Raw genomic sequence first — 25,307 nt, 5'->3', positions numbered from 1 at the left:
GGGCCGGCGGGGTACGAACGACGAGAGGCCCCGGAGATGAACTCCGGGACCTCTTGGGCAGTAGCGGGGACAGGATTTGAACCTGCGACCTCTGGGTTATGAGCCCAGCGAGCTACCGAGCTGCTCCACCCCGCGTCGGCTAGATAAGCCTAGCCCATCGCCGCGGCGGAGATCAGCGGGGTCCTCGATCCGGCATCCGCCCAGCTCAGCGCGGTGCACGACGGTCCCGTGCCGACCGGCCGGTGACCGGCGACCGGCGGAGGCACCGGAGGACCGGAGCACCCGAGCGCCGGCCGTGACCCCGTGGACAGGAAACCGGCGGGAGAAACGAGAAGAGCCCGGAAACGAGAAAAGGCCCCGGAGATGAACTCCGGGACCATTTCTCCACAGTAGCGGGGACAGGATTTGAACCTGCGACCTCTGGGTTATGAGCCCAGCGAGCTACCGAGCTGCTCCACCCCGCGTCGACTGGTTAACCGTAGCCTACCGCCCCCCCGAGCCGCAAAACGGGGCCGGAACGGCGCGGAGCCACGACCCGGGGTCCGGATCGTGGCTCCGTCGACAGCGCAACGGGCGGGTCAGCCGCCAGCGGACGGTGACGGGGTGGCGGGTGGGTTGCCGCTGGGCGGGTTGCCCTGCTGGGCCTGCTGGAAAGCGTTGATCGCGTCGTCCAGCGCCTTCAGCGCCCGGCCGTACCGCTCGAAGTCACCGGAAGCCTGGGCGGCCTTGACCTCAGCGATCGCCGCCTGGACCCGCTGGGTGGCGGCGGCCAGGTCGCCGCTGGGCGGCGGGCTGCTCGCCCCGGGCGAGGCCGAGGGTGAGGGCGACGCCGACGGGGGCGGGGTGGGCGGGGTGCCGCCGCTCGACGGTGGCGGAGTGCTCCCCTGCCCGGCCCGCTTGCCCTGTTCGACGAGCTGCTTGATGCCGTCGGTGACGTTGTTGGCCAGCACCACGTACGAGCCGCCGTCGCCGTACGACAGGAGCACCTTCTGCAACAGCGGGTACGCGTCCTGCTGGTTGCTCTTGACGTAGACCGGCTCGACGTACAGCATCCCGTCGGCGAACGGCAGGGAGAGCAGGTTGCCGTACTGCACCTGCGCCTGGTTGGAGGAGAGCAGGTTCAGCTCGGTCCGGATGGTGGCGTTGTTGGTCATCTGCTGGTGCACCTGCACCGGGCCGGAGATCCGGGTCTGGTCCGGCAGCTCCAGCACCTCCAGCTTCGGCTGCCCGTCGACGTACGACCCGGAGATCAGCGCGGCGAGGTTCTGCCGGCCGTTCGGGGTGACCGCCGAGGTGAGCTGGAACCGGGGGGCGTCCTGGTTGGGGAACTGGGTGAACAGGTAGTACGGCGGCTGCTTCTGGCCGCTGTCCGGCGCGTCCGGCACGTTGGGCACCTGCCAGAAGTCCTGGCCGGAGTAGAAGTCGCCGGGGTTGGTGACGTGGAACTTGGTGAGCAGGTTGCGCTGCACCTTGAACATGTCGGCCGGGTAGCGGAAGTGCGCCGCCAGGTCGGCCGGGATCGCGCTCTTGGGCAGCACCAGGTCGCCGCCGAACGCCTTGTTCCACGCCTTGAGCACCGGGTCGCCGTCGTCGAACTCGTAGAGCCGGACGGTGCCGTCGTACGCGTCGACGGTGGCCTTCACCGAGTTGCGCATGTAGTTGACGTTCTCCCGGGCGAGCTGGAACGTGCCCCGGTTGGTCAGCTCGTCGGTGGTCTCCTGCTGGAGGTTGATCCGCTCGGCGTACGGGTAGGTCGCCGCCGTGGTGTAGCCGTCGATGATCCACTGGATCTTGCCGCCCACCACCGCCGGGTACGGGTCGCCGTCCAGGGTGAGGAACGGGGCGACCTTCTCCACCCGGTCCCGGGGGTTACGCACGTAGAGCAGCTTGGAGTTGTCGTTGACCGCCTCGGAGAGCAGGAAGTTCGTCTCCTGCTCCTTGATCGAGTAGAGCAGCCGCCGGGTGAACGAGCCGATCTCGACGCCGCCCTCGCCGGTGTAGGTGTAGTACTGCTCGCCGCCGGTGGTCGGGGTGGGCCGGTCGAACTCCACGTCCTTGTCCGCGCTGGTCTGGCCGACGATGGCGTAGTCGTCGGGCTGCATCCGCTCGCCGTAGTAGATCCGCGGCTGGCTGGCCGGGATCTGCTCGGCCTGCGAGGAGCAGGCCTCCTGCGCCTTCTCGCCGAGGAAGCCGGAGACGAAGTACGGTTGCCCGCCGCAGACCACCTGGTTGGCCGGGGCCGCGACCAGGCCGTAGCCGTGGGTGTAGACGGTGTGCCGGTTGATCCAGTTGTTCTGCTGGTCGGTCAGCTCGCCGTAGTTGATCTCGCGGACCCCGACCACGTAGTCGGAGGTCTTGTTCTCCACCGAGTACCGGTCGATGTCCAGCTTGGGGCCGAAGTCGTAGAACCCGCGGACCTGCTGGAGCTGGGTGTACGTCTCGGAGACCAGCTGCGGGTCGAGCAGCCGGACGTTCGGCACCACCGAGGTGTCGGTGGCCAGGCTGGCCGGTGGCACCAGGTTGCTGGCCGCGTACCCCTTGGTCTGCACCTCGGATATGTCGAACGCGGCGCGGGTGGCGTCGATGCTGCGCTGGATGTACGGCGCCTCCTTGTCCCGGGCGCTCGGCTTGACCTCGAAGGTCTGCACCGCCCAGGGGTAGATGCCGCCGATCGCCACGGCCGAGACCCCGAGCAGGGCCAGCGAGATGCCCGGCCAGACCAGGTTCCGCATCACCGCGTTGGAGAACACGATGATGGCGATCGCCACCACCACCGAGATGTACGCCAGGATCTCCTTCGCCGGCAGCAGCGCGTTGACGTCGGCGTAGCCCGCGCCGTACAGCTTGGCGCCCTCGTTGTACTCCAGCAGCATGGCCCGCCGGTCCAGCACGTACGCGACCGCCTTGAGCAGGACGAAGACCGCGACCAGCGTGCTCAGGTGGGCCCGGGCGGCCCCGGTCATCCGGTCGCCGACGCCCTGCAGGCGCACCCCGCCGAAGACGTAGTGCACGGCCAGCGCGCCGATCAGGGCCAGCACCACCGCGGTGAAGCCGACCCCGAGCAGGTAGCGCCAGAACGGCAACTGGAAGACGTAGAAGCCGACGTCGATGCCGAACTCCGGGTCCTTGACGCCGAAGTCACCGCCGTTGCGGAACAGCAGCCACTGGGTCCAGCGGCCCTGCGCGGAGAGCCCGGCGAACAGGCCGAGCACCACGGCGGTCAGGCTGATCCAGGTGCCGATCCGGGGCGTGATCAGCACCCGGTACCGCTCCAGGGTGGCCTGCTCCAGCGAGTGCGGGCGCAGCTTGGGCCGCAACCGGTACGCCAACCAGAGGTTGCCGCCCACGAAGGCGGCCAGGCCCAGCCCGACGGTGAGGAAGAGCAGCACCCGGGTCAGCAGCACACCGGTGAAGACCTGGGTGTAGCGGACCTCGTCGAACCAGAGCCAGTCGGTCCACGCCTGCACCCCCCAGCCGAGCAGGGTGAACAAGAGGAACACCCCGACCAGGACCCCGATGGTGACGCGTCCGCGCCGACTCATCCTCGGCAGGGGGCTGCTGCGCATGACCACTGTTTGGCTCCGCACGCTCGATGTGATCGGCTCCGGACAGGCACCCAGAGTACGGGGTGTTCCTGGAGGTGTCGGGTCAGGTCGCGCCCGGTCGGTCCGGCGTGCCCGCTCTCAGCAGCGGGTCGGCTCGCCACCGGCGCGCAGCGTGTCCAACGCGGTCAATGCGTCGTCCAGCGAGGCGACCCTGAGCATGGGGAGCCCGGGCTGGGGGTTGCGGACCGCCTCGGCGCAGTTGTCGGCGGGGACCAGGAACGCCTTGGCGCCGGCCTTCTTCGCGCCGACCAGCTTCTGGGCGATGCCGCCGATCGGGCCGACCTGACCCTCGTCGTCGATGGTGCCGGTGCCGGCGATGATCTTCCCGCCGGTGAGATCCTCCGGCTTGATCTTGTCGATGATGCCGAGGGCGAACATCAGCCCGGCGCTCGGACCACCGATGTCCTTCAGGTCGATCTTCAGGGTGAACGGGTGCGGCTGCCGCTGGTCCGGGACCACCCCGATCCGGGGACGGCCGTCGGACTCCCGGCTGGTCACGGTGGCGGTCCCGGGGGTGCCGTCGCGGACGTACCCGATGGTCAGCCGGCTGCCGGCGGGCTTGCCCCGGACCAGCTCGACCAGCCGGGTCGCGGAGGTGACCTGCGCGCCGTCGACGGTGGTGACCACGTCACCGGCCTTCAGGGCGCCGGCCGCCGGCCCGTCGGCGGCCACCTCCTTCGCCACCACCTCGACCGGGTAGCCGAGCTTGACCAGGGCGGCGGTCTCCGCGCTGCTCTGCGAGTTCTGGAAGTCCTCGGCGTTGCGCTTCTCGACCTCCTCCTGCGACTCCCCCGGCGGGTAGACCAGCTCCCGGGGCACCACCGCCTCGTCCTTCGACAGCCAGCCGGCGATCGCGGCGCGCAGCTTCACCGTCGGCTGCACGCCGACCGTGGTCATCCGGAGCTGACCGGCGGAGGTGGACGTCTCCCGGCCGCTGACCTGGATCACCTCCCGGCCGTCGGAGGTGCCGAGGGTGTTCACCGTCGGCCCCGGGCCGAGCACCACGTACGGGATGGGTGCGCCGAGCACGCCGATGCTCAGCAGGGTGGTGAGCACAGCACCGAGGAGTACGGTCACGCCGCGACGTCGCATGCGGCAGAGCGTACCGACCGTTGGCGGCGGGGTCGGCGCGCTGCGGCGGACTTCGCCCTCAGCGCAACGCCAGTGGCGGCTACCAGGGGCGCGGCGCGCGTACCGTAGACGTCGTGCCTGATATTCCGTTCGGTTTCGCGCTCCCGGGTGGGCAACCACCAGACCCCAACGATCCCGCGCAGATGCAGCAGTTCATGTCGCAGTTGCAGCACCTGCTCTCCGCGCCGGGCAGCGGGCCGGTCAACTGGGACCTGGCCCGCCAGGTGGCCGCCAGCCAGCTCGCCGCCACGGGCGACCCGATGGCCTCGCCGTACGAGCGGCACGCCGTGGAGGAGGCGCTGCGGCTGGCCGACCTCTGGCTGGAGCCGGCGTCGGCCTGGCCGACCGGCATCCGCACCTCCCTGGCCTGGAACCGCAACGAGTGGATCTTCAAGACGCTGGACGTCTGGCGCAAGCTCTGCGACCCGGTGGCCAGCCGGATGGTCGGCGCGATGGGCGACCTCGTCCCGCCGGAGGCCCGCGCCCAGCTCGGCCCGATGCAGTCGATGGTCGCCACCCTGGGCGGGGCGCTCTTCGGCGGCCAGCTCGGCCAGGCCCTCGGCCAGCTCGCCGCCGAGGTGCTCTCCGCCGGTGACATCGGCCTGCCGCTCGGCCCGGCCGGCACCGCCGCGCTGATCCCGGCCAACATCCGGGTGTACGGCGAGGGTCTGGAGCTGCCCGAGGACGAGGTACGCCTCTACGTCGCCCTGCGCGAGGCGGCCCACCAGCGGCTCTTCGAGCACGTCCCGTGGCTGCGCGGGCACGTGCTGACCGCGGTCGAGAACTACGCGGCCGGCATCCGGGTCAACCGGGAGGCGATCGAGGAGGCGATGGGCCGGGTCGACCCGACCGACCCGGAGTCGATGCAGGCGATCGCCCTGGAGGGGATCTTCACCCCGGAGGACACCCCGGCGCAGAAGGCCTCCCTGGCCCGGCTGGAGACGGCGCTGGCGCTGGTCGAGGGCTGGGTCTGCCACGTGGTCGACAGCGCCGCCGCCGACCGGCTGCCCAACGTGGTCCGGCTCGGTGAGGCGTTCCGGCGCCGTCGGGCGGCCGGCGGGCCCGCCGAACAGACCTTCGCCGCCCTGGTCGGCCTGGAGCTGCGCCCGCGCCGGCTGCGGGAGGCGGCGGCGCTGTGGGCCGCGCTGACCGAGCACCGGGGCATCGCCGGGCGGGACGCGGTCTGGGGACATCCCGACCTGCTCCCCTCGGACGCCGACTTCGCCGACCCGGTGGCGTTCGCGACCACCTCGGCGGATCTCGACGACGAGCTGGCCACCTTCGACTTCACCGCCCCCGGCGGTCCCGAGGAGCAGGCACCGGGCAGCCGCCCCCGCCCCGACGACACCGACGGCGAACCCGACCGGCCCTGACCGCTGCGGACCATCCGGCACGCCGGCCGGCCCACCCGACTCCCGGGGGCCGGCCGGTCGCCGTTGGCCGGCTCGGCCCCGCCGTCCGGCCCAGCCCGGGACCACGCAGACCCGGTAGCCACTCAGGCCCGCTGGCCGCGGGCCGGCCAGGTGTGGTGACCGGTCAGGTGCGCTGGCCGGTCAGGTGCGCTGGCCGGTCAGCAGGGCGCGGGTCGCCTCCCAGCCCTCGACGGCCGGGTCCAGGGCGGCCAGGTCGGCCGGGCCGCGCAGTCGGTGCCAGCCGGGGGTGACCGCCACGTCGGCCGGGGCGGACGCCGCGCGACGCAGGTCCGCCGGCCCGGCGACGTCCAGGTCCAGCGCCGGCAACCACGCGGGTACGGGTAACCGGCACGCCACGCCGAGCAGCCCCGGGCCGCCCTCGACGGGGGCGACGGCGACGGGTCGACTGGTCAGCGGCCGGAGCAGCTTGCCGAGGGTGAGTCCCGGCAGGTCGGGGGCGTCGGCGGCGACCACGGCGGCCTGGTCGTACCCGTCGAGGGCGGCCAGCGTGGCGTTGACGGTGGGCTCGGGCACCTCGTACACGGGGGTGTCGGGCCAGCGCACCGCGTCGGCCAGCCAGCGGTCGGCCGGGGTCACCACGAGCGCGGTCTCCACCTCGGCGAGGGTGGCGAGCAGGTCCACCACGTCCTCGGCCAGCGCGGTACGCCAGCGCATCAGCTCGACGCCGGGCGGTGACCAGGCCACCGGCGCGAGCAACGCCACCACCACCCGTCGGACCATTCTCCGACTGTAGTGCGCCTGGTGCCGATGATCGACTCCTGTGGGCCGAAGTGGGGGCGGTCAACCGGCGACCGGGACGGCGGAGGCGGCGGCGACCCCCTCCAGGTAGCCCCGGGCGCGCTCGGTCTTGGCGTACCGGCCGACCAGCTCCCAGAAGCGGGCGTTGTGGCTCGGCACGATGAGGTGCGCCAACTCGTGCAGCAGCACGTAGTCGAGCACCCAGTCGGGCATGTCCTGGAGCCGGTGCGAGATCCGGATGGTCCGGTCGGCAGGGGTGCAGGAACCCCAGCGGCCGTTCTGGTTGGTGACCCAGCGGACGCTGGCCGGCAGGGCGTCGCCGCCCTGGTCGGACAGGTACAGGCCGATCAGCCGGAGCGCCCGGTCGAGCAGCTCGGTGTCGCTGCGGCTCAACCGGCCCTCGCGGGCGGCGAGCCGGGCCAGCATCCGGTCGACCCACTCGCTCTCCTCGGCCCGGGAGAACTGGTCCGGGATGAGGACCACGACCCGCTCGCCGTCCCGGTAGGCGGACACCGTGCGTCGCCGGCGCTGACTGCGCCGTACCTCGACGACCGGCTTCCGCGCCGCCACCATCAGTGGGCCGCGCAGCCGTGGTTTCCTGCCACGAGGGAAAGCTAATGCGTACTGACCAGGGGTCCGCAAGAGTCAACACCCCGACTCGCGCCCGGAAAATGGTGTTTGGTGGTGAGGAGTCCGAAAAAAACTGGTGATGACCATGAGCTTCGGCAGTCGTCACCCTTCGTGGCGACCGTCGCCGCGTCCACCGGACGTGATCTCCACGGTGGGTGAGCGGCCCGGACGGGGCCTCCGCACCCCGTCCGGGTGACCCCGGGCAGGGTTCCACACGGCGTGTCCCCGGCAAACTCACTTATCCCGCCTATTTCGGGATGCACACTCTCGACGTCGACTTGCTCACAGTGTCGATGTACAGCTGACATGGAACCGCCCAGAGCTGGGTAGGGTCCGCCAACCGGCGGTCACGTGCGTGGCCGCGGAGAAGGACCCGACGCCGGCGCCCCGCGTGGCCCGCCGTCGGGAGAACCGTCGGGCCGACGTGCCCGGCGGACGAGACGAGGAGGCTACCGTGGCCGACCAGGCCCAGACCTACAACGGTTACTGCGTCAAGTGCAAGGAGAAGCGGGACTTCGAGGGGCACGTGGAGGTCTCGAAGACCGGGATGAACATGGCCAAGGGCAAGTGTCCGGTGTGCGGCACAACAGTGAACCGCATCCTGGGCAAGGCCAAGGTCTGACCCGTCCGGGTGCGACTCGGGAGGGGCGGCCGGCGCGGCCGCCCCTCCCGCGCGTCCGGCCCGGCGACGCCGGACCACCGCCGGGCGTCGGCCCGCCCGCGCCGACCCACCGTGGGTGACTCGCACACCGACCTGCCGCAGCCGACCAGAGCGCCCGCCCAACCGCGGGTGACCACCCACCTGCCCGCCGTGGGTGACCACAGCACCTGCCCGCTGAGGGGACCACAGCGCCGGTCAGCTCGCGGGCGACCACCTGCCTGTCAGCTAGGCGACATCACTGGCGGTAGTCTGTGGATAACTCGCCGGTTCTTGTGGACAACGCTGGATCTGGCGCTGCATACCTGTGGACAACGATCGACGGACCGCAGGGATTCGATCACGATTTGTTGTCATGAGCCCGCCCCACCCCGCACCCGCCCGGTCGACGTTGCTCCGCCCGGCCCTGTTGCCCGGGCTGACCCGGCTCTGGCGTGACCGGCACACCCTGCAACTGGGGCTCACCCCGGGCCGGGCCGTGCTGCTGGAGGTGACCGGCACCGGCATCACCCGGCTGCTCGACCTGCTCGACGGCACCCGTAGCGAACGCGTCGTCCTGGCGGACGCGGCAGCAGCCCGGGTCGACCCCGGCCAGGCGCGCGGGCTGATCGACACGCTGCACGCCGCCGGGCTCGTCGTACCGGCGCACACCCTGCTTCCCCGTGACCTCACCGGCCCGGACCGCGCCCGGCTCGCCGCGGAGGCCGGGGCACTCGCCCTGACCGCGCCGGCCGCCCGGCCCGGCACCCCGGCCCAGGTGCTCCGCCGACGACGCGGCGCCCGGGTGGTGGTGGCCGGGGCGGGCCGGCTCGGCGCGCCCGTCGCCGTGGCCCTGGCCCAGGCCGGCGTCGGTCACGTGGCCGCCGAGCTGACCGGCCCGGTCCACCCCGGCGACCTGGTGGGGACCGGGCTGGCCGCGACCGAGGTGGGGCGGCCGCTGGCCACCGCGATCCGGGCCGCCGTCGACCGGGTCGCCCCCGGCACCCGGACCGGCCCGGTCGACCGACGCCGGGTCGACCTGGTGGTGCAGGTCGGCGCGGACCGGCCGGCGGGCCTGCTCGCCAGCGGGTACGCCCGGCGTCGCCAACCGCACCTGCTGCTCACCCTCCGGGAAGGGGTGCCGGTGGTCGGCCCGCTGGTCCGGCCGCCGGTCGGCCCCTGCCTGAACTGTCTGGACCTGCACCGCACCGAGCGGGATCCGGGCTGGCCCGGCCTGGCCGCCCAGCTCGCCACCGGCACAGCCGACCAGTCCTGCGGCACGGCCACCCTGCTCACCGCCGTGGGTTACGCCGTCGCCGAGGTGCTGGCCCAGCTCGACGGCGGCACCCCGGAGACGGTGGGCTGCGCCGTGGAGATCGGGCCCGCCGGCCGGTTCCGTCGCCGGGCCTGGGCCCCACACCCCGGGTGCTCCTGCGCCGACCCCGGCCGCCGCCGGTGACCGCCGGACAGCGCCGGCGAGCCGGCCCGGGGGGGCGCGGAAGGCGGGATGCGGCCACCAGCCCGGCCGCCGAGCAGCAACAAGGGCTCGAAGTCGGTAACAATGGCCGGGTGACCGACATCCCGCGCCGCGCCGTGTCCCGGACCGCCAAGCTCGCCGCTCTGCCGCTCGGCTTCGCCGGTCGGACCGTCCTCGGAATGGGAAAGCGCGTCACCGGCATCGCCTCCGACGTCATCTCCGCCGAGATCCAACAACGCACCGCCGAGCAGCTCTTCAGCGTCCTCGGGCAGCTCAAGGGCGGGGCGATGAAGTTCGGCCAGGCGCTGTCGGTGTTCGAGGCGGCGTTGCCGGACGAGATCGCCGCCCCCTACCGGCAGGCCCTGACGAAGCTCCAGGAGGCCGCCCCGCCGCTGCCGGTGGCCAGCGTGCACAAGGTGCTCGCGGAGCAGCTCGGGCCGGACTGGCGGGACCGGTTCGTGGAGTTCGACGACACCCCGGCCGCGGCGGCCAGCATCGGGCAGGTGCACCGGGCGGTGTGGCGCGACCCGGAGACCGGGGTGTCCCGGACGGCCGCCGTCAAGATCCAGTATCCGGGTGCCGGGGACGCCCTGCTCGCCGACCTCAAGCAGCTCTCCCGGCTCGGCGGGATGTTCCGGGCCATCCAACCGGGCCTGGACGTCAAGCCGCTCCTGGCCGAGCTGCGGGAACGGATCACCGAGGAGCTGGACTACGAGCTGGAGGCCGAGTCGCAGCGCGCCTTCGCCGCAGCGTACGTCGACGACCCGGAGATCTTCATCCCGGCGGTGCTCTCCGCGTCGCCCCGGGTGCTGGTCACCGAGTGGATCGAGGGGACTCCGCTGGCGGACATCATCCGGGAGGGCACCGAGGAGCAGCGCAACACCGCCGGCCGGTTGATGGCGACCCTGCACCTGTCCGCCCCACCACGGGCCGGGCTGCTGCACGCCGACCCGCACCCGGGGAACTTCCGGTTGCTGCCGGACGGCCGGCTCGGCGTCATCGACTTCGGGGCGGTCGCCCGGATGCCCGAGGGCACCCCGGAGCCGATCGGCCGGCTGCTCGGGCTGTCGTTGCGCGGTGACGCCGACGCGGTCGTCGCCGGGTTGCGCGAGGAGGGCTTCGTCAAGCCGACCGAGCCGATCGACGCCACGGCGCTGCTGGACTACATCCGTCCCATGCTCGACCCGGTGGCCCAGGAGGAGTTCCGGTTCACCCGGGCCTGGCTCCGCGCCGAGGCGACCCGGCTGGCCAGCCCGAAGTCACCCGCCTTCCAGCTCAGCCGGCAGCTCAACCTGCCCCCGTCCTACCTGCTCATCCACCGGGTGACGCTGGGCTCGATCGGGGTGCTCTGCCAGCTGGAGGCGAAGGCGCCGTACCGGGGCATCCTGGAACGGTGGCTGCCCGGTTTCGCACCGGTGGCCTGACCACTGACGCACGCGGGGGCCTGACCACTGACGCACGCGGGGGCGGTGACCGGATTTCCGGTCACCGCCCCCGTCTGTCGGTGGTGGTCTAGAGAACGCCCAGGTCGCGAGCCGACTGGCTGCGGCTCTCCATCGCGACGGTACGGGCGGAGCGGTGCGCCTCAGTGCTCGTGGTGGTACGACCGGCCTGAGGCCGGCGCATTCGAGCCCGGGACAACGCTTCGTGGAGTAGTTGCATCTCGGTCACGTTCGGCAGGTGCAGCATCAACGTCAACTTTCTCGTGGCCGACGACCGTCGGCGGGTGGGTGGAACGGATCGGGTAGGTGTCAGGCTGCCAACCGGACCGCGTTACGCGAGGTGGCCACACCACTGGCCGCCAGTCGCGCCTCGGCCTCGACCTGAAGGGCCGCGTCCCGGGCGAGGTCCTCCTTGCGCGGACGGCCACGGGGCCGCTTGCGCGGGACGACCGCGCCACGCTCGAAGATCTCGCCGCCCCAGACGCCCCAGGGCTCGGCCCGCTCGACCGCACCGGCCAGGCACTCGACGCGCAGCGGGCAGTCCCCGCAGAGCGACTTGGCCAGCTCCAGGTCGGTGGGCGAGTCGGAGAACCACAGGTCGGGGTCGAACTTCCGGCAGGGAAGGTTCGCCTCCAGCTCGACGCTCACATCGAGGGGGGCCAACGCCAGACTCATCTCCCGGTCACCTCTCTCTCACTTCGATCTCATGGATCGCATTCCGACGTACTTCGACGGGCAAAAAACTGAGGCCGCGGATCCCGGTGAGCGGGTTCCGCGGCCTCGAGGTGAGCCGGTGGTCTGAAGATCAGACCGGTCTCCCTCGAGGTGGAACGCCGCGGACATCCATGCGCTTCGTAGCGACATCAATGCCCAGACCCGTGAAGCCACTGGTCCCCTCGACTCCCGCAGTGGGCACAACAGTCAGGTTCAGCTCGGCCTGAACCGAGACCTGGTGCACCTGCGGAGCCGACGGTCGCGGAGCAGCCGGGGCCACCCGAACAGCCGACAGCGGAGCGTGGGCAGCTGGCATCGCCGCCGGACGCTCATAGGTGAAGATCTCCACGGGTGCCACCTCCCTCAACGTTCCTCGTGCCGACTGGGACCAACCCCGTGAGCAGCCGAAACGGCGCTGCTCCCGAGGTGCGTTCTGAGGCTATTCCTCGCCCCGGGGCGAGAGCAAACGAATTTACGACGAGATTGGGGAAGTTTTTTCCGGACCGATGTCCTCCACCGCGGCACCGGCCACCAACGCCAGCACCGCCTCGCCGTAGAGGCCGAGTTTGCGGGGGCCGATGCCGGCGATCGCGATCAGCTCCTCCATCCGCGCCGGACGCCGTTCGGCCAGCGCTACCAGGGTGGCGTCGGTGAACACCACGTACGCCGGCACCCGTTGCGTCCCGGCCACCCGGGCCCGCCAGTCGCAGAGCCGCTCGTACAGGTTCTCGTCGATGTCGGAGGGGCAGCTCGGGCAGCGCCCCAGCTTGCGGTCCGCCCCGGCGAGCAGGGTCGCGCCGCAGATCCGACAGGAGACCACCTGGCTGCGGCGGCGCTCCACCGCCCGTTTCACCCCGGCCGCACCACCCGCCCGGGCCGCGCCGGCCCGTTCGCCGCCCCCGGTCCGGTCCAGCTGGGGCAGGAACCGCGACGGGCGACGGGACCGGCCACCCGGCGAGCGGGCCGAGGCGTACGACAGCCAGAGCCACTGCCGGGCCCGGGTGATCCCGACGTAGAGCAGCCGCCGCTCCTCCTCCACCTGCTCCGGGGTCCGGGCGTACGAGGTGGGCAGGGTGCCCTCGGCCAGGCCGACCAGGAACACCGCGTCCCACTCCAGCCCCTTGGCCGCGTGCAGGGAGGCCAGGGTCACCCCGTCCACGGTCGGCACGTGCTGCTGGGCGGCCCGCCGGGCCAGCTCGTCGGTGAAGCCCGTGAGGGTCGCCGGGCGCTCCACCGCCGCCGCCTCGCCGATCGGCAGCACCTCGGGGGTGGCCGCGTACTCCTCGGCGAGCTGGACCAGGGCGGCGAGCGCCTCCCAACGCTCCCGGGCCGCGCCACCCGGCGGGGGCGTGTCGGGCGCCCACCCGATGGCGGTCAGCGCCTCCCGGGCCGCGACCGGCACCGGGGTCTCGCCCGGGATCGACCGGGTGGCGGCCCGCAACGCCACCATCGCCTGGCGCACCTCGGCCCGCTCGAAGAACCGTTCCGCCCCCTGCACCACGTACGGCACGCCGACCTCGGTCAGCGCCTTCTCGTACGCCTCGGACTGGGCGTTGGTGCGGAACAGCACAGCGATCTCCCGCGCCGGGGTGCCCCCCTCGATCAGGGTCCGGCAGCGGGCCGCCACCGCGTTCGCCTCGGCCGGCTCGTCGGTGAAGATCCGCAGGTCCGGTTCGGGGCCGGGCGGGCGCTGGCCGTGCAGCTCCAGCCGCAGCCGCGCCTCGGTGCCCCGGGCCTGGCCGATCACCGCGTTGGCCAGCCCGACCACCTGCGGGGTGGACCGGTAGTCACGGACCAGTCGGACCACTGTCGCGTCCCGGTGCCGGCGCGGGAAGTCGATCAGGTACGCCGAGGTGGCCCCGGTGAACGAGTAGATGGTCTGGCTGGCGTCACCGACCACCGTCACGTCGTCCCGGCCCCCCAGCCAGACGTCGAGCAGCCGTTGCTGGAGCGGGTTGACGTCCTGGTACTCGTCGACGACGAAGTGCCGGTACTGGCTCCGTACCTGCTCGGCCACGTCCCGGTGCTCCTCGATGCCCCAGACCGCGGCCCGCAGCAGGTCCTCGAAGTCGATCACCCCGGAGGACCGTTTCAGCCGTTCGTACGCGGTGAAGACCTCGGCCACCCGGGCCGGGTCGTGGGGCGTCTCGCGCAGCGCCTTGGCGGCGGCGACCGGGTACTCCCCCGGCTCGACCAGTGACGACTTGGCCCACTCGATCTCGCCGGCCAGATCCCGGGCGGCGGCCCGGTCGGCCCGCAGGCCCACCTTGGCGGCCGCCAGGGTGACCATTCGGACCTTGCTGTCCAGCAGCTCCGGCATGGCCCGCCCGGACAGCAGCCGGGGGGCGAAGTACCGCACCTGGCGCAGGGCCGCGGCGTGGAACGTCCGCGCCTGCACTCCCGGCACCCCGATCAGGGCCAGCCGGTTGCGCATCTCGGCGGCGGCCCGCGCGGTGAAGGTGACCGCCAGCACGTGCCGGCCGACGATCTCGCCGGTCAGCACCCGGTGGGCGATCCGGGAGGTCACCGCGCGGGTCTTGCCGGTGCCGGCACCGGCCAGCACGCAGACCGGGCCGGCCGGCGCGGTGACCGCCGACCGTTGGTCCGGATCCAGCCCGCTGAGCACCGCCTCCACCCCCGAGTGATCCCCCACAGCCAGGAATCATCTCAGCTCCGGCTGATGTTGTAGCGGTTAGCCTGGCCTGACCGGGCCGATGCGGCGACCCCTGGAGGACCGACGATGTTGACCATGTATTCGACCCCGTGGTGCGGCTACTGCCACCGGCTGAGGTCACAGCTGGACCGGGAAGGTATCGGATACGAGGTGGTCGACATCGAGCAGGACCCGCAGGCGGCGGACTTCGTGATGAGCGTCAACGGCGGCAACCAGACCGTCCCGACCCTGCGCTTCGCCGACGGCAGCGCGCTGACCAACCCGTCCATCGTCCAGGTCAAGCAGCACCTGGCCGCACTCACCGGCTGACCCTACCGGCCCACCGCGCGGGCGGTCCAACCCACCGGTCGGGCCGCCCGCGCGGCGTCGGGGTCACCGGCCGGGGATCCGGTCGACCGCGGGGTCGGACAGCGGCCGGCGGGGGCCGGGACGTGGACCGCCGGGGCGGGCGGGACGGCGGTCGCCGGGGTCGGCGGGGTCGGCGGGACGGCCGTCGGCGGGACGGCGTTCGGCGGGACGGCGTTCGGCGGGACGGCGTTCGGCGGGACGGGCAGGACGGCCGTCGGCGGGGTCAGCCGACGGCCCTGCCAGAGCCAGAGACCGGCGAGTGTGGTGACCACCCCGACGAGGACGAAGAGCAGCCGGTAGTCGATCGCACCGACGAGCAGCGCCCCGGTGCCGATGGAGACCGCCTGCGGGCCGCTGACCAGCGCCTCGGAGGCCGCGGTGACCCGGCCGAGCAGCCCCGGCGGGGTACGCCGCTGGACCAGCGTGCTCAGCCCGACCATGGTCAACGGCAGGGACAGCCCGGCCAGCAGCAGCGCCAGCACGCCGAGCCGCAGATCCGGCCAGGCCAGGGCCAGGGCGGCCGGGCCGAAGAGGGTCACCCCGGCGGCGAGCGCCCCCAGCTCACCCACCCGGCGGACGACCGTCGGCGAGAGCAGACCGCCGGCCAGGCCGCCGACCCCCTGCACGGTGATCAGCACCCCGACGAAGGCGGCGTCGCGGTCCAGCCCCTGGTCGACGTACGCGAAGATCAGCGATTCGGTGAAGCCCATCACGAGCGAGCCCAGCCCGTACCCGAGCAGCGCCCGGCGCAGGGCCGCCTCGCGGGTCAGGTGACGCAGCCCGGCGGCCAGCTCGGCGGGCCAGCGCAGGGTGGCGGCGGCGGGCGGGTGCTCGGTCACCCGGAGCAGGCCCACCACGGCGGCGGCGACCACGAACCCGGTCATCGCCAGGCTGGTGAGCAGCCAGCCACCGACCGCCGCGTACAGGGCCGCGCCGGCCAGCGGACCACCGAGGCGCAGGCCCTGCCGCACGGTCTGCAACGCCCCGTTCGCGTCGGCCAGCAGCTCGCTCGGCACGAGCTGGCGGAGCAGTCCGTTCAGGGTGGCGTGCAGTGTCAGGTAGGACAACCCGTAGCAGGCCGCCACCAGGTAGACGATCCAGACGTCATCCCGGTCGCGGACCGCGAACAGCGGACTGAGCAGCAGTGCCGTGCCGAGGTTGGCGACCACGAAGAACGGTCGGCGACGGTACCGGTCGACGACCCAGCCGACCAGCGGGGCAAGGACCATCGGCGCGATGATCGCGAAGATGGTCGCGCCGGCCAGCCCGTCGGAGCCGGTCAGATCCTTGACCCAGATGGCGAGGGCGAGCAGCAGCATCGACTCGGCCGCCATGCTGGCCAGCAGCGCGACGAAGAGCAGACGGAAGTCGGGGCGGCGCAGGACGGTGTGCATGGGGTTCCCTCCGGCGGGAGTGGCGCCCGGGTGGGGCGCGTACGGGGGAACTGCCGCCGGGTGGGACGGCATCGTCCCCGGTGCCCGGTGGGCAGGTTCCACAGTCCTCTTTTTGTCGCAAGACACGCCCTCGTCGGGACCTCCGACTCCGGTCGCGCCGTCCATACTGACCGTGGGGGGCGAATTTCATACAGTTACCGTCGCGTCCTGCGGCGGTCGACGGAATCGAGGACATCGTGCCTCCTGCCGTACCGAGCCCGATCCTGCGGCGACGCAGGCTCGGCAATGAACTGCGCCGGCTGCGCGAGGCGGCGGAACTCACCGGTGACCAGGTGATCGAGCGGATCGGCTGGGCGTCGGCGTCGAAGCTCTCCCGCCTGGAGAACGGCCGCAGCCGCCCCGACCCGGAGGACGTCGGCATCCTGCTCGACCTCTACGGGGCCGGCGCCGCCCTGCGGGACGAGCTGCTCGTCATCACCGAGGAGGCCGGCGACATGCGCGCCTGGCGCAGGTCGTATCCGGTGATGACCCAGCAGCAGTTGGGCTGGACCGAGCTGGAGGCCGGCTGCGCCCAGATCCGGGAGTACAACCCGGTGCTGGTGCCGGGGTTGTTGCAGACCGAGGGGTACGCCCGGCTGCGGATCGTCTCGGCCAACGCCGCCGCCACGGAGTCGGCCGGGCCGTCCGCCGGACACGACCCGGAGACCGAGGTCAAGGCCCGCCGCGCCCGGCAGTCCCTGCTCGACCGCGCGGACGGTCCGGAGTACACGGCGGTGCTGGAGGAGGCCGCGCTGGGTCGGCGGGCCTGCCCGCCCGACGTGCTGCGGGACCAGCTCGCCCACCTCTGTGAGCTGGCCATCCTGCCGAACGTGACGCTGCACCTGCTGCTCCGGGACACCCGGATCGGGGAGTTCTACCTGCCGCCGACGGCGTTCTCGCTCTACCGGTTCGCCGACGCCCAGGATCCGGAGACGCTGGCGATCGAAGGAGGCTTCATCGACGTCATGTCGACCGAGGCAACCACGGTAAATCGATATAAAGTGGCATTTGAGTGGTTGTGCTCGGCGGCGCTCTCCGCATCGGACACCCTTACCTGGCTCTTCACGGCGACGGGACGGCTGACCGAGACGGCGACCTCGTCCACAGCGGCCCCGGGTCCGACAGCAGCGCCGGCCCAGCGCCGCCGACAAACCGGGCGTCTGACGGATCGGTGACACCCACCTGCCGTCAGGGCCGGGCGACCGCCGCTCGTTTCGTCGAAGCAGTTCCAGAAACCAGGAGCAGAGTCATGAACGAGATCCAGGAGACCGTGCCCGCCGACGCCCGCTGGCACAAGAGCACCCGCAGCCAGACCTCCAACTGCGTCGAGGTCGCCCAGCTGCGCACCGCGGCGGCGGCGGTGGCGCTGCGGGACAGCAAGGACCCGGGCGGCCCGATCCTGCTCTTCCCCCGGGCCGGCTGGCTCGGCTTCATCGAGGGCACGAAGAACGGACAGTTCGCACTGGACTGATCCGGCGACCGCGCGGGGCCGTCGGCGGGACCGCCGGCGGTCCCGCACCGTCCCGGTCCGGCCCGACCGGAGCACAACGTGGTCAGGCCCGACCGGAGGACACCCCCGGTCGGGCGCGGTCAGCAGTGACCGTCGAGCCAGCGGTGGACCAGGAACAGGGCGATCGACGACGGCGGCGGCAGGAGCACCCGGTCACCGTCCCCCGCATCCACCGCCCGTCCGGCCAGCACCGCGCCGATCTCCCGCCGGGTGAACCAGCGGGCGTACGCGATCTCCGTCGGATCGAGCCGCACCGGCTCCCCCGGGTCCGCCTCGGCCAGGTAGCCCAGCATCAGCGAACCGGGAAACGGCCAGGCCTGGCTGCCCGCGTACCGGATCCGCTCGACCCCGACGCCGACCTCCTCGCGGACCTCACGCAGCACGGCCGCCTCCACCGACTCCCCCGGCTCGACATAGCCGGCGAGGCAGGAGAAACGCCGCTGCCCCGGGGTACGCGGCCAGGTGGCGTTGTTGCCCAGCAGGCAGCGACCCTCCGGACCGTCCACCCCGTCGTGCACCAGGACGATCATCGCCGGGTCGGTACGCGGCCACGCCCGGTGGCCGTCCGCGTCCACCCGCGACCAGCCGCCCTCGTCGACCTCGGTCCGCTTCCCGGTCCGCGGTGACCAACCATGCCCCAGATGCCAGTTGACCAGGGCGAGCGCGGTGGTGAAGATCCCGGCGTCCCGGTCACCGAGCAGATGGCCGATCTCCCGCAGGTGGGCCGCCCGGGTGTCCGGCAGCTCGGGCAGCGGGGCGTCCACCGCGAACACCGGCACACCGTCGGGCTCCACCCCGAGAAAGAGCGGGTACGCCTCGCCGGGCGACCCGACCTGCCCCGGCGACCCGACCTGTCCCGGCGCCTCGACCTGGGCGGCGTCGCGGAACACCAGCACCGGCGGGTTCACGTCGGCCCGGACGAGCGCCCGCCCCTCCCTGGTCGAGTCCAGGACCAGCACCCGGGCCCGCTGCCAGGCCTGCGCCAACCACTGCGGGTCGGTACGCCGGTGCGCGGCCCGGTCCAGCGTGGAACGGGCCAGCGGCGGAGCGGTCTCACCGCTCACGCCGACTCCGTACGCACCGCGGTGAGGGCGGCCAACGGACCGGCGACCCGCTCGGCGTCCCCGAGCACCACCACGACCGCCCCTGCCGGGGCGAGGTACCGGGCCGCCGCCTCGGCGACGTCGTCCACGGTGGCCTTCGCCAGTCGGGCCGCATGCTCGGCGATGAAGTCCAGCCGCAACCCGTTGCCGGCGTACGCACTGGTCAACGCGGCCAGCCCGGCCTGGGTGGAGATGCCGAGCTGAAGGGTGCCCAGGGCGTACTGGCGGGCCTGCTCCAGCTCCTCCGGGCCGGGCGGCAGCGACGCCAGCCGACCCAGCTCGTACGTCGTCTCCAGCAGGGCCGGGCCGGTCGCCTCGGTGGCCACCTCGGCCCCGGCGACCAGCACCGACCCGGCCACCGAGTGCTCGACCGACGAGTGCGGGCCGTAGGTGTAGCCCTTGTCCTCCCGGATGTTCTCCGTCCAGCGGGACGAGAAGTAGCCCCCGAAGATCAGGTTCGCCAGTTGCAGCGCGGCGTGGTCCGGATGGGTGCGGGGCACCGCCGGCAACGCGATCCGCAGCGACGACTGCACCGAACCCGGCCGGTCCACCAGCAGCAGCGGCCCCGGTTCCAGCGGCGGCGCGGGCGGCAGGTCGGCCCCCCGGCTGTCCCCGGTCCAGCCGGTCAGGGCCTTCTCCGCAGCGTCCAACGCGCGCTCCGGCTGGACGTCGCCGACCAGCACCAGCACCGCCTCGGCCGGGTGCACCCGGTCGGCGTGCAACCGGCGCAGCGCCGCCGGACGGACTGCGCGGACCTGCTCCGGCTCCGGCGTCTGGACCGCGTACGGGTGCCGGCCGTAGATCCGCCGGAGCAGCGCGGTACGCACCACCTGGGCCGGCTGGCTCTGCGCCACCTGGATCCGGTCCACCAGCCGGTCCCGTTCGGTCTGCACCCAGTCGGCCGGGTAGCTGGCCCCGGTCAGCACGTCGGCCAGGATCTCCAGCATCCGGTCCAGCCCGGTGACCAGCCCCGCGCCGGAGACCATCAGCCGGTCCGGATCGACCCCGGCGGAGAGCCCGCCGCCGACCTTCTGCAGCTCGGCGGCGATCCGGGTGGCGGTGAGGGTGGCGGTGCCGGCGAGCAGCGTCTCGGCGAGGATCGCGCTGCGGGCCAGGTGGGTCCGGCCGAACGGCAGCCACAGCCGCAGCTCGACCAGGGGCACCGCGGGCCGGCGTACCGCGATCACGGTCAGCCCGTTACCGAGCCGCCGCTCGGCCTGCCTGGGCAGCTTGAGCCGCCGGGTCGGTCCGAGCGCCGGCAGCGCCCGGACGGTAGGGGTCAACGCGCTCACCGGGCACCTCCGGGGATGATCTCGATGGAGGCGCGGCGGTCCGGGCGCAGCGTGGCGGCGGCGGCGCGGACCTGCGCCTCGGTGACCTCGCCGACCAGCCGGGGCAGCTCGTTGAGCAGGCCCGGCTCGCCGCGCTGCTGTTCCAGCACCGCCATCCGCAGCGCCCGGCCGAGCACCGCGTCGGTGTCCCGCAGCAGGTGGGTAGCCATCCGCGCCTGGGTGCGGGCCAGTTCGCCGTCGGTCAGCCCGTCGGTGGCCAGCCGGTCCAGCTCCTCGTCGACCGTGCGCAGCACCTTGTCCACGTCGCCGCCGGGCGGCAGGTGCGCCTGGAACAGCAGCGCGGTGGGGTCGCGGACGTCGAACGGGTCACCCATGAAACCGAGGTAGCCGCCGAGGCCGGTGACGCTGCGGTCCCGCTGGACCAGCCGCTCGACCAGCCGGGACGCCTCCCCGTCGGTCAGCACCTCGGCGAGGACCGCGTAGGCGAGGTAGCCGGTGAAGTCGCCGACCGGATCGGGCACCCGCCACGCCGAGGCCACCGCCGGCAGCGGCGCCAGCCGATCGGTGTACGAGGTGCGCCGCTCGGCGGTCAGGTCGGGCTCGGTGAAGTCGGGGCGTTCCGGGGCCGGCCGGGCCGGCACGTCACCGAAGTGCCGTTCGACCAGGGCGGTCGCCTCCGCGACGTCGACGTCCCCACTGACCGCGAGCACGGCGTTGCCGCTGGCGTAGTAGCGGCGGAAGAAGTCGGCGGCGTCGGCGACGGTGGCGGACTCCAGGTCGTCGAAGGATCCGTAGCCGTCGTGCGCGTTGGGGAAGGTGTCGAACATGACCGGCGGCAGGGTCAGCCAGGGGAACCCGCCGTACGGCCGGTTGAGCACGTTGACCCGGATCTCCTCCTTGACCACGTCGACCTGGTTGCGCAGGTTCTCCTCGGTCAGCCGGGGGCCGCGCATCCGGTCGGCCTCCAGGAACAGCGCCCGTTCCAGGGCGTTGGCGGGCAGCGTCTCGTAGTAGTCGGTGTAGTCCAGGTGGGTGGAGCCGTTGAAGGTGCCGCCGGCACCCTGGACGTGCCGGAAGTGGGCCAGCTTCTCCAGGTTCTCCGAGCCCTGGAACATCAGGTGCTCGAAGAGGTGGGCGAAGCCGGTGCGGCCCTGCGGCTCGGAGCGGATGCCGACGTCGTAGACGACCGCCACCCCGATCACCGGGGCGCTGCGGTCCGGGGTGAGGACCACCCGTAGGCCGTTGTCGAGGGTGAACCGCTCGACCGGGTACTTCGTCGTGGGAATCTTCGCTCTCCGGGTCGGCACGTGATCGACCCTAGCGTGTCGCCACCGGCGACACGGCCGTCCTCGGGTCGCCAAGGGTGCCGGGGGTGTGCGGCGGCCGCTCCGGGTGTCGACGGGTGTGCGGCGATGAGCCCGAAAACCCCCAAGAGAAGGGGTAAGCCGGCAATATCCGGGACTGTTAATCCCACGATGTGGACTGTTCTTGACGCTGCCGGACCCCTGCCCCACTCTTCCTACCAACTAAATAGGAATACTGCGGATTGGATGGACGATGAGACGGCTCCCCTTCCGTCGGTTGGTCTCCCTCGCCACCCTCGCCGTCATCGGCGCGGCCACGATGGGGACCACCGCGGCGTGCGGTGACGACGACAGCGCCGGTGGCGGCGATTCCGGCCCGGTCACCCTGCGGCTGGGCTACTTCCCCAACATCACCCACGCGCCGGCCGTGGTCGGTGTCGAGAAGGGCATCTTCGCCGAGAAGCTCGGCAGCGACGTCAAGCTCGACACCAAGACGTTCAACGCCGGCCCGGCCGCCGTGGAGGCGATCTTCTCCGGCGCGCTCGACGCCACGTACATCGGGCCGAACCCGACGGTGAACGCCTTCTCCAAGTCCAAGGGCGAGGCCGTCCGGGTCATCTCCGGCGCCGCCTCCGGCGGGGTCGCCCTGGTGGTCAAGCCGGAGATCACCTCGGTCGAGCAGCTGCGCGGCAAGAAGATCGCCACCCCGCAGCTCGGCAACACCCAGGACGTGGCCATCCGCTACTGGCTCCAGGAGAAGGGCCTGAAGACCACCAAGGAGGGCGGCGGCGACGTCAAGATCGTCCCGCAGGAGAACGCCCAGACGGTGGAGACCTTCTCCAGCGGCACGATCGACGGCGCGTGGGTGCCCGAGCCGTTCGTCTCCCGGCTGGTCAACGCCGGCGGCAAGGTCCTCGTCGACGAGCGGGACCTCTGGCCCGACAAGAAGTTCGTCATCACCAACCTGATCGTCTCCACCAAGTTCCTCAAGGCCCACCCCGAGACGGTGAAGAAGCTGGTCGAGGCGCAGGTCGCGGCGAACGACTTCGTCAACGCCAAGCCGGACGAGGCCCAGCAGGCGATCTCCGACCACATCGGCAAGATCACCGGTAAGCCGCTGGACCTCAAGCTGATCAAGCAGGCGTGGCCGACCCTGCTGTTCACCAACGACCCCATCGCGTCCTCGCTCAAGACCGGGCTGGACCACGCCGTCGCGGTGCAGCTGACCCAGCCGGTCGACCTCGACGGGCTGTACGACCTGAAGTACCTCAACGAGGTGCTCAGGACCCAGGGCCAGGCCGAGGTCACCCAGCCGTGACGTCGACCACGACGACCCCGCAGAGCGCGACCGCCGCGGTCGCGCTCTCCGGGGTGACCAAGGTGTACGGGCGCGGGACGAACGCCGTCCTCGCCCTGGACGGGGTGAGCCTGGACGTCCGTCCGGGCGAGTTCGTCTGCCTCGTCGGCGCGTCCGGCTGCGGCAAGAGCACGCTGCTTAACCTGGTCGCCGGGCTGGACCGGGCGCAGGGCGGCACCATCACGGTGGCCGACGACGCGAACCCCGGCCTGATGTTCCAGGAGCCGGCGCTCTTCCCGTGGCTGACCGTCGAGGCCAACGTCGAGGTCCCGTTGAAGCTGCGCGGGCTGCCCCGGGCCGAGCGTCGGGAACGGGTGGCGGAGCTGCTGAGCACCGTCCACCTGTCCGACTTCGGGCGCAAACGGCCGCACCAGCTCTCCGGCGGCATGCGGCAGCGGGTCGCCCTGGCCCGCACCCTCGCCCTGGACACCCCGGTGCTGCTGATGGACGAGCCGTTCGGCGCGCTCGACGCGATGACCCGGGACATCCTGCACGACGAGCTGGAACGCATCTGGACCGAGCGGCAGCTCACCGTGCTGTTCGTGACCCACAACGTCCGGGAGGCGGCCCGGCTCGCCGACCGGATCATCCTGCTCAGCAGCCGACCCGGCCGGATCATCTGGTCCACGGAGGTGAACGTGGCCCGTCCCCGGCGCATCGACTCCCCCGAGGTGGCCGCGATCGCCTCCGAGGTCACCGACCGACTCCGTACCGAGGTGGGCCGCCATGGCAAATGACACCCTGACCGGCGCGGCCCGCACCGACGCGGAGATCTCCGGGCTGGACGCGCTGGAGATCGCCGGCCAGGAGAAGGAGGTCTCCCGGGGTGCCCGGCTCTGGGCGTCCACCTGGCCCAAGCTCGCCGCGCTCGGCATCGCCATCGGCCTGTGGCAGCTGGTGGTCTGGAGCGGGTGGAAGCCGCCGTACTCGCTGCCCGGCCCGGTCACCGTCGCCGAGGAGCTGGTCCGGCAGGCCAGCGGCCGGCAGCTCTGGGACGGGCTCGCCACCACGCTGCAACGGGCGGCGCTCGGCTATCTCTTCTCCGTCGCGGTCGGCCTGCTGGTCGGCCTGGCGGTGGCCCGGTTCACGGTGCTCCGGGCGGCGATCGGCTCGATGATCACCGCATTGCAGACGATGCCGTCGATCGCCTGGTTCCCGCTGGCCATCCTGCTGTTCGAGCTGAGCGAGAAGGCGATCTTCTTCGTGGTGGTGCTCGGTGCCGCGCCGTCCATCGCCAACGGGGTGATCAGCGGGGTCGACTACGTGCCGCCGCTGCTGGTCCGGGCCGGCCGCAACCTCGGCGCCCGGGGGCTGAACCTCTACCGGTACGTCATCGCGCCGGCCGCGCTGCCCGCCATCGTCGCCGGGCTCAAGCAGGGCTGGGCCTTCTCCTGGCGCAGCCTGATGGCCGGTGAGCTGCTGGTGGTCGGCATCTCCCAGACGTCGCTGGGCGCCCAGCTCACCTACTCCCGGGAACTGTCCGACGCACCCTGGCTGCTCGCCACGATGATCGTCATCCTGGTGGTCGGGCTGGTGGTCGACGCCGCGTTCGGGGCGGCGGACCGGGCGATCCGCCGCCGCTGGGGCGTCCTGGACCAGGCTGGTCAGTGACGTGTACATCTCCGCGCGCAGCGACTATGCGCTCCGGGCCATGCTCGCCGTCGCCGCCTCCGGCGGCGGGCACGCCGGCCCCGACGACGGGACCGGCCGCCCCGACGGTGGGGTGGGTGGGGACCTGGTGAAGGCGGCGAGCCTGGCGCAGGCGCAGGGCATCCCGCTGAGCTTCCTCCAGGGCATCCTGCTCGACCTGCGCCGTGCCGGTCTGCTGCTCAGCCACCGGGGCACCGAGGGCGGCTACGCGCTGACCCGCCCCGCCGCGCAGATCAGCGTCGGGGACGTGCTGCGCGCCGTCGGCGGCTCACTGACCACCGTCCGCGGACTGCCCGCCGAGGACGCCGGCTACCACGGGGTGGCTGCCGGCCTGCGCGACGTATGGCTCGCGGTGGACGGCGCGATCGCCGTGGTGGTCGACCGGACCACGCTGACCGACCTGCTGGTCCACCGGGAGCAGACCGCGGCCCGTTGACCCGTGGACGGCGGCCACCCGGGTGGCCGTCCGACCGTCGACCCCCCAGGATCCGACGCTCGGACGGCCGCCCGGACCGCCGGCCCGACTCAACCCACGGTCAGCTCGACCGTGGACGGGCGTACCTCGTCAGGGGTGTGCAGCTCGACCAACCCGGCCGGGGCGGCCCGTCCCGGCCTCGGGTGCCAGGGCGCGAACGCCGCGACCATGGCGAGCAGGAGCCCGGCACCCGCCACGGCGAACACCACCAGCAGCTCGCGCCCCGCCCCCGAATCGGCGTCCCCCGCCATGGTCACCCCTCCCGTGCCCGGCCGTGCCGGCCGGTTCTTTCCCCCGGCAGCTAGCTTCGACCAGCCGCACCCGGTGGAACAGTCACCGATCGGACGCAATCGA

General features: G+C 72.5%; 22 protein-coding genes, 2 tRNA genes and 1 pseudogene. 11 read left to right on the top strand and 14 right to left on the bottom strand.

From position 1 onward, the window contains the following. Window positions 1-61: 61 nt before the first annotated feature. The 4 genes from GA0070623_RS23230 to GA0070623_RS23215 all read right to left on the bottom strand — a co-directional run bounded on the left by GA0070623_RS23230 (window position 62) and on the right by GA0070623_RS23215 (window position 4,697). Window positions 62-135: transfer RNA gene (locus GA0070623_RS23230), tRNA-Met, on the bottom strand. 255 nt (window positions 136-390) lie between these two features. Then, window positions 391-464 (bottom strand) — tRNA-Met (locus tag GA0070623_RS23225). A 114-nt stretch (window positions 465-578) separates the two neighbouring features. Continuing rightward, a complete protein-coding gene (locus tag GA0070623_RS23220; RefSeq protein ID WP_172898450.1) occupies window positions 579-3,566 on the bottom strand; it encodes a UPF0182 family membrane protein in 2,988 nt (995 codons plus the stop codon). Window positions 3,567-3,683: 117 nt separating this feature from the next. After that, a complete protein-coding gene (locus tag GA0070623_RS23215; RefSeq protein WP_084261305.1) occupies window positions 3,684-4,697 on the bottom strand; it encodes a YlbL family protein in 1,014 nt (337 codons plus the stop codon). Between the two features lie 182 nt (window positions 4,698-4,879). Here GA0070623_RS23215 and GA0070623_RS23210 point away from each other — a divergent pair, with 182 nt between their 5' ends. Then, entirely contained in the window at window positions 4,880-6,109 is a 1,230-nt protein-coding gene (locus tag GA0070623_RS23210) for a zinc-dependent metalloprotease (RefSeq protein WP_067308465.1), read from the top strand. 180 nt (window positions 6,110-6,289) lie between these two features. On the opposite strand, the gene GA0070623_RS23205 is transcribed toward GA0070623_RS23210, so the two are convergent. Further along, window positions 6,290-6,889 carry a hypothetical protein gene (locus GA0070623_RS23205; protein WP_067308467.1) on the bottom strand — a complete coding sequence of 200 codons (600 nt, stop codon included), beginning with the start codon at window positions 6,887-6,889 and terminating at the stop codon, window positions 6,290-6,292. A 60-nt stretch (window positions 6,890-6,949) separates the two neighbouring features. Beyond that, window positions 6,950-7,480, bottom strand: coding sequence for a M48 metallopeptidase family protein (locus tag GA0070623_RS23200; RefSeq protein WP_067308470.1), 531 nt, complete (start codon window positions 7,478-7,480; stop codon window positions 6,950-6,952). A gap of 511 nt (window positions 7,481-7,991) precedes the next feature. Between GA0070623_RS23200 and GA0070623_RS31150 the strand changes: the two genes are divergently transcribed. From GA0070623_RS31150 to GA0070623_RS23185, 3 genes are all read left to right on the top strand, one after another. Further along, a complete protein-coding gene (locus GA0070623_RS31150; RefSeq protein WP_007464795.1) occupies window positions 7,992-8,159 on the top strand; it encodes a DUF5679 domain-containing protein in 168 nt (55 codons plus the stop codon). 391 nt (window positions 8,160-8,550) lie between these two features. Next, window positions 8,551-9,633 (top strand): ThiF family adenylyltransferase, encoded by a 1,083-nt coding sequence (locus tag GA0070623_RS23190; RefSeq protein ID WP_067308477.1) that lies wholly within the window; start codon window positions 8,551-8,553, stop codon window positions 9,631-9,633. A 110-nt stretch (window positions 9,634-9,743) separates the two neighbouring features. Next, on the top strand, window positions 9,744-11,075 hold the full coding sequence (locus GA0070623_RS23185) for an ABC1 kinase family protein (protein WP_067308480.1): 1,332 nt from the start codon (window positions 9,744-9,746) through the stop codon (window positions 11,073-11,075). A 327-nt stretch (window positions 11,076-11,402) separates the two neighbouring features. On the opposite strand, the gene GA0070623_RS23180 is transcribed toward GA0070623_RS23185, so the two are convergent. From GA0070623_RS23180 to GA0070623_RS23170, 3 genes are all read right to left on the bottom strand, one after another. Next, entirely contained in the window at window positions 11,403-11,768 is a 366-nt protein-coding gene (locus GA0070623_RS23180; RefSeq protein ID WP_067308483.1) for a WhiB family transcriptional regulator, read from the bottom strand. Between the two features lie 130 nt (window positions 11,769-11,898). Next, on the bottom strand, window positions 11,899-12,156 hold the full coding sequence (locus GA0070623_RS31145; RefSeq protein WP_084261306.1) for a hypothetical protein: 258 nt from the start codon (window positions 12,154-12,156) through the stop codon (window positions 11,899-11,901). Window positions 12,157-12,279: 123 nt separating this feature from the next. Further along, window positions 12,280-14,460: an ATP-dependent DNA helicase UvrD2 gene (locus tag GA0070623_RS23170; RefSeq protein WP_067308486.1), complete on the bottom strand. Its 2,181-nt coding sequence runs from the start codon at window positions 14,458-14,460 to the stop codon at window positions 12,280-12,282. Between the two features lie 87 nt (window positions 14,461-14,547). On the opposite strand from GA0070623_RS23170, the gene GA0070623_RS23165 reads away from it, so the two are divergent. Beyond that, window positions 14,548-14,790, top strand: a complete 243-nt coding sequence (locus tag GA0070623_RS23165) for a mycoredoxin (protein ID WP_067308489.1) — start codon at window positions 14,548-14,550, stop codon at window positions 14,788-14,790. A gap of 230 nt (window positions 14,791-15,020) precedes the next feature. On the opposite strand, the pseudogene GA0070623_RS23160 reads toward GA0070623_RS23165, so the two are convergent. After that, window positions 15,021-16,223, bottom strand: a pseudogene (locus tag GA0070623_RS23160) (MFS transporter); the annotation flags it as partial. A gap of 236 nt (window positions 16,224-16,459) precedes the next feature. Between GA0070623_RS23160 and GA0070623_RS23155 the strand changes: the two are divergent. Next, window positions 16,460-17,437: a helix-turn-helix domain-containing protein gene (locus GA0070623_RS23155; RefSeq protein WP_067308491.1), complete on the top strand. Its 978-nt coding sequence runs from the start codon at window positions 16,460-16,462 to the stop codon at window positions 17,435-17,437. Between the two features lie 74 nt (window positions 17,438-17,511). After that, entirely contained in the window at window positions 17,512-17,733 is a 222-nt protein-coding gene (locus GA0070623_RS23150; protein WP_067308494.1) for a DUF397 domain-containing protein, read from the top strand. 119 nt (window positions 17,734-17,852) lie between these two features. Here the strand turns inward: GA0070623_RS23150 and nudC are convergent, their stop codons facing one another. Genes nudC through GA0070623_RS23135 form a run of 3 tightly spaced genes read right to left on the bottom strand, consistent with a single transcriptional unit; the run spans window position 17,853 to window position 21,474 of the window. Beyond that, a complete protein-coding gene (gene nudC, locus GA0070623_RS23145) occupies window positions 17,853-18,836 on the bottom strand; it encodes an NAD(+) diphosphatase (protein WP_067308497.1) in 984 nt (327 codons plus the stop codon). Further along, window positions 18,833-20,167, bottom strand: coding sequence for a M16 family metallopeptidase (locus tag GA0070623_RS23140; protein ID WP_067308500.1), 1,335 nt, complete (start codon window positions 20,165-20,167; stop codon window positions 18,833-18,835). Before GA0070623_RS23140 ends, nudC begins: the two co-directional genes overlap by 4 nt. Further along, complete coding sequence (locus tag GA0070623_RS23135; RefSeq protein WP_067308503.1) at window positions 20,164-21,474, bottom strand: M16 family metallopeptidase; 1,311 nt, start codon at window positions 21,472-21,474, stop codon at window positions 20,164-20,166. The genes GA0070623_RS23140 and GA0070623_RS23135 overlap by 4 nt, the downstream gene beginning before the upstream one ends. Before the next feature lie 250 nt (window positions 21,475-21,724). Here GA0070623_RS23135 and GA0070623_RS23130 point away from each other — a divergent pair, with 250 nt between their 5' ends. From GA0070623_RS23130 to GA0070623_RS23115, 4 genes are read left to right on the top strand one after another with little or no spacing between them, the layout of a single operon-like run. Beyond that, window positions 21,725-22,789 (top strand): ABC transporter substrate-binding protein, encoded by a 1,065-nt coding sequence (locus tag GA0070623_RS23130; RefSeq protein WP_067308507.1) that lies wholly within the window; start codon window positions 21,725-21,727, stop codon window positions 22,787-22,789. Then, window positions 22,786-23,565, top strand: coding sequence for an ABC transporter ATP-binding protein (locus GA0070623_RS23125; protein ID WP_067308510.1), 780 nt, complete (start codon window positions 22,786-22,788; stop codon window positions 23,563-23,565). Before GA0070623_RS23130 ends, GA0070623_RS23125 begins: the two co-directional genes overlap by 4 nt. Next, complete coding sequence (locus tag GA0070623_RS23120) at window positions 23,555-24,439, top strand: ABC transporter permease (RefSeq protein WP_067308513.1); 885 nt, start codon at window positions 23,555-23,557, stop codon at window positions 24,437-24,439. The genes GA0070623_RS23125 and GA0070623_RS23120 overlap by 11 nt, the downstream gene beginning before the upstream one ends. Window position 24,440: 1 nt before the next feature. Next, window positions 24,441-24,914, top strand: a complete 474-nt coding sequence (locus GA0070623_RS23115; RefSeq protein WP_067308516.1) for an RrF2 family transcriptional regulator — start codon at window positions 24,441-24,443, stop codon at window positions 24,912-24,914. Window positions 24,915-25,003: 89 nt separating this feature from the next. Here the strand turns inward: GA0070623_RS23115 and GA0070623_RS23110 are convergent, their stop codons facing one another. Beyond that, the gene (locus tag GA0070623_RS23110) at window positions 25,004-25,204 is read right to left on the bottom strand and encodes a hypothetical protein (protein ID WP_067308522.1); all 201 of its coding nucleotides are present in this window, start codon (window positions 25,202-25,204) and stop codon (window positions 25,004-25,006) included. Window positions 25,205-25,307: the final 103 nt, after the last annotated feature.

Source organism: Micromonospora rifamycinica (assembly GCF_900090265.1).
In the GTDB taxonomy this organism is placed as follows: domain Bacteria; phylum Actinomycetota; class Actinomycetes; order Mycobacteriales; family Micromonosporaceae; genus Micromonospora; species Micromonospora rifamycinica.
Note: the sequence above shows the minus strand (reverse complement) of the source record. Positions and strands in the feature narration are given on the sequence as shown.